Source organism: Lysobacter sp. Root690 (genome assembly GCF_001427785.1).
Lineage (GTDB): Bacteria > Pseudomonadota > Gammaproteobacteria > Xanthomonadales > Xanthomonadaceae > Lysobacter.
Map to the genome: position 1 here is coordinate 635,886 of NZ_LMHM01000013.1, position 6,912 is coordinate 642,797.

6 protein-coding genes are annotated in these 6,912 nt (G+C 64.7%); all 6 read left to right on the plus strand.

Annotation, left to right across the window (positions count from 1 at the left end; genetic code table 11):
* The first annotated feature begins 67 nt into the window (after window positions 1-67).
* The 6 genes from ASD86_RS14780 to argC all read left to right on the plus strand — a co-directional run bounded on the left by ASD86_RS14780 (window position 68) and on the right by argC (window position 6,649).
* Window positions 68-1,081: an N-acetylornithine carbamoyltransferase gene (locus ASD86_RS14780; protein WP_056111840.1), complete on the plus strand. Its 1,014-nt coding sequence runs from the start codon at window positions 68-70 to the stop codon at window positions 1,079-1,081.
* Between the two features lie 84 nt (window positions 1,082-1,165).
* A complete protein-coding gene (locus ASD86_RS14785) occupies window positions 1,166-2,413 on the plus strand; it encodes an argininosuccinate synthase (protein ID WP_056111843.1) in 1,248 nt (415 codons plus the stop codon).
* Window positions 2,414-2,649: 236 nt separating this feature from the next.
* Complete coding sequence (locus ASD86_RS14790) at window positions 2,650-3,741, plus strand: acetylornithine deacetylase (RefSeq protein ID WP_056111846.1); 1,092 nt, start codon at window positions 2,650-2,652, stop codon at window positions 3,739-3,741.
* The gene (locus ASD86_RS14795) at window positions 3,741-5,069 is read left to right on the plus strand and encodes an acetylglutamate kinase (protein WP_056111848.1); all 1,329 of its coding nucleotides are present in this window, start codon (window positions 3,741-3,743) and stop codon (window positions 5,067-5,069) included. The genes ASD86_RS14790 and ASD86_RS14795 overlap by 1 nt, the downstream gene beginning before the upstream one ends.
* 1 nt (window position 5,070) lies before the next feature.
* The gene (locus ASD86_RS14800; protein WP_056111851.1) at window positions 5,071-5,694 is read left to right on the plus strand and encodes a GNAT family N-acetyltransferase; all 624 of its coding nucleotides are present in this window, start codon (window positions 5,071-5,073) and stop codon (window positions 5,692-5,694) included.
* The gene (argC, locus tag ASD86_RS14805; RefSeq protein ID WP_056112781.1) at window positions 5,687-6,649 is read left to right on the plus strand and encodes an N-acetyl-gamma-glutamyl-phosphate reductase; all 963 of its coding nucleotides are present in this window, start codon (window positions 5,687-5,689) and stop codon (window positions 6,647-6,649) included. Before ASD86_RS14800 ends, argC begins: the two co-directional genes overlap by 8 nt.
* Window positions 6,650-6,912: the final 263 nt, after the last annotated feature.

Below are 6,912 nucleotides of genomic sequence, written 5' to 3' on the forward strand. Positions count from 1 at the left end.
TCGCGCTTCCCACCCTCGCGTTCCAACGCTGTTGCGTATCCCTAATCCCCAATCTCGAATCCCGGACATGCCTAAACACTTCCTCAACACCCAAGACTGGTCGCGCGCCGACCTCGACGCGCTGCTGGCGCAGGCCGCCGCGTTCAAGCGCAACAAGCTCGGCGACCAGTTGAAAGGCAAGTCGATCGCGCTGGTGTTCTTCAACCCGTCGATGCGCACCCGCACCAGCTTCGAACTGGGCGCGTTCCAGCTTGGCGGGCATGCGGTGGTGCTGCAGCCGGGCAAGGACGCGTGGCCGATCGAGTTCGAGCTGGGCACGGTGATGGACGGCGACACCGAGGAGCACATCGCCGAAGTGGCGCGGGTGCTCGGCCGCTACGTCGACCTGATCGGCGTGCGCGCGTTCCCGAAGTTCGTCGACTGGGCCAACGACCGCCAGGACAAGGTGCTCGCCAGCTTCGCCAAGTATTCGCCGGTGCCGGTCATCAACATGGAGACCATCACCCATCCGTGTCAGGAACTGGCGCATGCGCTGGCCCTGCAGGAGCACTTCGGCACCAGCGATCTGCGCGGCAAGAAGTACGTGCTGACCTGGACCTACCACCCCAAGCCGCTCAACACCGCGGTCGCCAATTCGGCGCTGACCATCGCCACGCGCATGGGCATGGATGTGACGCTGCTGTGCCCGACGCCCGAGTACATCCTCGATGAGCGCTACATGGGCTGGGCCGAACAGAACGTCGCCGAGAGCGGCGGTTCGCTCAAGGTTAGCCACGACATCGAAAGCGCCTACGCCGGCGCCGACGTGGTCTACGCCAAGAGCTGGGGCGCGTTGCCGTATTTCGGCAACTGGGGCCCGGAAAAGCCGATCCGCGATCAGTACCAGCACTTCATCGTCGACGAAGCCAAGATGGCGCTGACCAACAACGGCGTCTTCAGCCACTGCCTGCCGCTGCGCCGCAACGTCAAGGCCACCGACGGCGTGATGGACTCGCCGCAGTGCATCGCCATCGACGAGGCCGAGAACCGCCTGCATGTGCAGAAGGCGATCATGGCCGCCCTGGTGGGCGGCCGGGATTAGGGATTCGGGATTAGGGATTCGTAAAGCGCATCCCACTGTCCAGATCATCATCAAGACACCATCTTCAATACGAGACACCTCCCCATGTCGCAGCAATCCGCTTCCACAAATCCCGAATCCCAAATCCCGAATCCCGGCTCCAAAGACATCGTCCTAGCCTTCTCCGGCGGCCTCGACACCAGCTTCTGCGTGCCTTACCTGCAAGAGCGCGGCTGGGCCGTGCATACCGTGTTCGCCGACACCGGCGGCGTGGACGCGGAAGAACGCGACTTCATCGAACAGCGCGCGGCCGAGCTCGGCGTCGCCAGCCACGTCACCGTCGACGGCGGTCCGGCGATCTGGTCGGGCTTCGTCAAGCCCTTCGTCTGGGCCGGCGAAGGCTATCAGGGCCAGTATCCGCTGCTGGTGTCGGACCGTTACCTGATCGTCGAGGCCGCGCTCAAGCGCGCCGACGAGCTGGGCTGCAAGGTGATCGCGCACGGCTGCACCGGCATGGGCAACGATCAGGTGCGGTTCGACCTGGCGGTCAAGGCGCTGGGCGATTACGACATCGTCGCGCCGATCCGCGAAATCCAGAAGGAACACACCGAGGTTCGCGCCTACGAGCAAAAGTACCTGGAAGAACGCGGCTTTGGCGTGCGCGCCAAGCAGAAGGCGTACACGATTAACGAGAACCTGCTCGGCCTGACCATGTCTGGCGGCGAGATCGATCGTTGGCAGGCGCCGGGCGAGGGCGCGGTGGGCTGGTGCAAGCCGCGTTCGCAATGGCCGAGCGAAGCGCTCAAGGTCACGATCAAGTTCGAGAACGGCGAAGCGGTCGCGCTCGACGGCGAAAAGATCGAAGGCCACAAGATGCTGGCCAAGCTCAACGGCTTGTTCGCGCAGTACGGCGTGGGTCGCGGCCTGTATACGGGCGACACCACCATCGGCCTGAAGGGCCGCATCATCTATGAAGCGCCGGGCCTGTTCGCGCTGTTGACCGCGCACCGCGCGCTGGAAGAAGCGGTGCTGAGCAAGCACCAGAATCGCTTCAAGCCCGAGGTCGCGCGCAAGTGGGTGGAGCTGGTGTACGAAGGCTTCTTCCACGATCCGCTCAAGACCGATCTGGAAGCCTTCCTGGCCAGTTCGCAGTCCACCGTCAACGGCGAAGTGGTGCTGGAAACCAACGGCGGTGTGGTCAACGCGGTGGCGATCAGCTCGCCGCACATCCTCAACGCCAAGGGCGCGACCTACGCGCAGGCGGCGGACTGGGGCGTGGAAGAGGCCGAGGGCTTCATCAAGCTGTTCGGAATGAGCAGCACGTTGTGGGCGGAGATCAACCGCAAGAATTGACCGCCAGAGCTTCGAGCCCCTCTCCCGCGCAGCGGGAGAGGGGTTGGGGTGAGGGAAGCGAGCGCCGAAGGCGCAAGCCGCTTTTGCCGTTGCTTGTCGGATAAAGCAACCGCAAAAGCACCCTCACCCTAGCCCTCTCCCGCTTCGCGCGGGAGAGGGAATCCGACGCTCCATCCCATCGCGCCCCCCGTACCTCACCGCAACCCATACCGCCAGACACGACGAGCCCCCCACTCATGCTCCCCGACGTCCTCAACCACCTGCAGGCCCTGGTGTCCTACGACACCCGCAACCCGCCGCGCGAGATCGGCACCGGCGGTATCTTCGATTACCTGCGCAGCCAGCTCGACGGCTTCCGCATCGAAGTGACCGACCACGGCGCCGGCGCGGTGTCGATGCTCGCCGTGCGCGGCAACCCGCGCCGCTTGTTCAACGTGCATCTGGACACCGTGCCGTCCTCGGAAGCCTGGAGCGCCGACCCGCACACGCTGCGCGTCACCGACGATCGCGCGATCGGCCTGGGCGCCTGCGACATCAAGGGCGCCGCGGCCGGGCTGTTGGCCGCCGCCGCGGTGACCAGCGGCGATGCCGCGTTCTTGTTCAGCACCGACGAAGAAGCCAACGATGCGCGTTGCATCGACGGTTTTCTCGCCACCGAGCACGGCTTTCTCGAAGCCATCGTCGCCGAACCGACGATGTGCGAGGCGGTGCTCGCGCATCGCGGCATCAGCTCGGTGCAGTTGCGCTTCCGCGGCGTCGCCGGCCACGCCTCCGGCGCGAACGCGATGCAGTCCAGCGCGTTGCATCAGGCGATGCGCTGGGGCGGCAAGGCCCTGGACTATGTCGAATCGCAGTCGCACCAGCGCTTCGGCGGCCTGACCGGGTTGCGTTTCAACATCGGCCGGGTCGAAGGTGGGATCAAGGCGAACATGATCGCGTCCAGCGCCGAGGTGCGTTTCGGTTTCCGTCCGCTGCCGTCGCAGTCGATCGACGCGCTGCACGAACTGTTCGGCACGCTCAGCGAGGCCGGGGTGATCGAACGTTACGAAGAAACCTTCCGCGGCCTGTCGCTGCCAGCCGGGAATGTAGCCGACGCCGAGCATCGTCGCCTGGAAGCGCGCGATCTGGCCGACGCGCTGGAGCTGCCGATCGGCAACGCTGTCGACTTCTGGACCGAGGCTTCGCTGTTCTCGGCCGGCGGCCTGACTTCGATCGTGTACGGCCCCGGCGACATCGCGCAAGCGCACACCGCCGACGAATGGGTCGCACTGGAACAACTGCAGCGCTACGCCGACAGCGTCGCGCGCATCATGGGGAGCAACGGGTAATGAGCGTTTCGATGGATGCCCACCTGCAGACGCGACAGACCATCGTGCGGCTGCTGTCGAGCATGGCCAGCGCGAAGGAGATTTCGCAGTACCTCAAGCGCTTTTCGCAGCTCGATTCCAAGCGTTTCGCGGTGGTCAAGGTCGGCGGCGCGGTGTTGCGCGACGATCTGGCCGCGCTGACCTCGTCGCTGGCGTTCCTGCAGGACGTGGGCCTGACCCCGATCGTGATCCACGGCGCCGGCCCGCAGCTCGACGAGGAATTGTCGGCCGCCGGCATCGTCAAGCAGACCGTCAACGGCCTGCGCGTGACCTCGCCCGAGGCCCTGGCGATCGTGCGTCGGGTGTTCCAGTCGCAGAACCTCAAGCTGGTCGAAGCGCTGCAGTCCGGCGACGGCCGCGCGACCTCGATCATCTCCGGCGTATTCGAAGCCGATTACCTGGACCGCGACACCTACGGTCTGGTCGGCGAGGTCAAGAAGGTCAACCTCGCGCCGATCGAAGCCAGCCTGCAGGCCGGTTCGATCCCGGTGATCGCCAGCCTCGGAGAAACCGCGGGCGGGCAGATCCTCAACGTCAACGCCGATTTCGCCGCCAACGAACTGGTGCAGGTGCTGCAGCCGTACAAGATCGTGTTCCTGACCGGCACCGGCGGCCTGCTCGACGACAACGGCAAGGTGATCGACTCGATCAATCTGTCGACCGAGTACGAGCACCTGATCGAACAGCCGTGGATCAACGGCGGCATGCGGGTCAAGATCGAACAGATCAAGGATCTGCTGGATAAATTGCCGCTGACCTCGTCGGTGTCGATCACCAAGCCGGCCGAGCTGGCGAAGGAATTGTTCACCCACAAGGGCTCGGGCACCTTGGTGCGGCGTGGCGAACGCGTGCAGCAGGCGCAACGTTGGGATCAACTGGACCTGGTGCGGCTGCGTTCGCTGATCGAATCGGCGTTCGGCCGCAAGCTGGTCGACGACTACTTCGAGCGCACCACGCTCAAGCAGGCCTACGTCAGCGAGAACTATCGCGCGGCGGTGATCCTGATCGAAGCCGAAGGCCGCACCTACCTGGACAAGTTCGCGGTGCTCGACGATGCCCAAGGCGAAGGCCTGGGGCGCGCGGTGTGGCAGGTGATGCGCGAGCAGAACCCGAGCGTGTTCTGGCGTTCGCGCCACGGCAATTCGGTCAATCCGTTCTACTACTCCGAATCCGACGGCTGCCTCAAGCAAGAGAAGTGGAAGGTGTTCTGGTACGGCATGGACGGCTTCGACGAGATCGCCGCCTGCGTCGATTATTCCGGCCGCCGCGCGCCTACCCTGGAGGACTGAGATGAGTGAGCAGGGCAACAGCGCCTGGAACGCACAACCTCGGTTGAGCGGTGAACACGTCACGCTGGAGCCGTTGACGCGCGCCCACGCCGACGGCCTGCGTGCCGCGGTGGCCGATGGCGCACTCGCGCGGCTGTGGTACACCAACGCGCCGGACGCCGACGGCGTGGATGCTTATGTCGAATCGGCGTTGGCGATGCAGGCCAAGGGCGTCGCCTGGGCGTTCGCGGTGCTCGACGCGCACGGCGAGGTGGTCGGCAGCACCCGTTACTACGATATGGACGCAAGCGTTCCGCGCGTCCAGATCGGCTACACCTTCTATGCGCCGCGGGTGCAACGCACTGGGCTCAATACCCAGGCCAAGCTGTTGCTGCTGAGCCATGCCTTCGAGCAACTGGGCTGCATCAGCGTTGGCTTCGAAACCAGCTGGTTCAACCTGGCCTCGCGCGCGGCGATCGCGCGCCTGGGCGCCAAGCAGGAAGGCATCATCCGCAACCACCGGCGCCACGCCGACGGCAGTCCACGCGACACCGTCGCGTTTTCGATCATCGATGGCGAATGGCAGGCGGTGAAGCGTAATCTTCAGTACAAGCTGCAACAGCATGGAGCCGGACAAGATGGCTGAGAGCATAGGCATCGTGGGTGCGCGCGGACACGTCGGCGCCGACCTGATCCGCCTGATCGCCGCGCATCCCAGGTTCAAGCTGGCGTTCGTGTCCTCGCGTGAACTGGCCGGGCAGAAACTGGCCGATCACATTCCGCAGTACGCGGCCAAGAATCCCGATCTGCGCTACAGCTCGCCGAGCCACGAGGAACTGCCGGGCCTGGGCGCCGACGCGGTGGTGCTGGCGCTGCCCAACGGCAAGGCCGCCGATTGCGTGGTCGCGTTCGATGCGGCCGGCGCCGATCCGGTGCTGATTGATCTGTCGGCGGACTATCGCTTCGACGATCACTGGTACTACGGCCTGCCCGAACTCACCCGCGCCGGCTATCACGGCCAGCGCAGGATCAGCAATCCGGGCTGCTACGCCAGTGCGATGCAGTTGGCGATCGCGCCGCTGCTCAACGTGCTCGAAGGGCCGGTGCAATGCTTCGGCGTGTCGGGTTATTCGGGCGCGGGCACCAGCCCGTCGGACAAGAACGATCCCGAAAAACTGCGCGACAACCTGATGCCGTATGCGCTGACCGGGCATATGCACGAACGCGAAGTCACCCGCCACCTGGGCCATCCGGTCGAGTTCATGCCACATGTCGCCGCGCATTTCCGCGGGCTGACCATCACCTCCAACCTGCATCTGTCGCGGCGTTTCGACCGCGAGGAGCTGGTCGAGCACTATCACCGCCATTACGACGGCGAACCGATGGTGCGGGTGCTGGATGAGGCGCCGTGGGTCAGCAGGATCGCCGGCAAGCACCATGTCGATATCGGCGGCTTCACGATGTCGGAAGACGGGCGCCGGGTGGTGGTGGTGTCGACTTTGGACAATCTGCTCAAGGGCGCGGCGACGCAGGCGTTGCAGAATTTGAATGTGGCGTTCGGGTTCGATGAGCTGACCGGGATCGAGATCGATCCGGCTTGAGTGATTTTGCTGTTGCTCTATCGGACTGTTGCCGTTGCTTTTGCCCCCTTTGGAAAAGGGGGCGAACGGCCGCGAAGCGGACGTGGGGGGATTCGCTTTTGCTGTTGCTTTGTGGACCAGCAAAAGCAAAAGCGAATCCCCCCTAACCCCCCTTTTGCAAAGGGGGGGACTGCTACGCGGCGAATGGGTGCCGCGCGGGTAAATCGAAAAATCGAGGAAGGTCATGCGTCTGTCGCGTTATCTGTTGCCGACTCTCAAGGAAA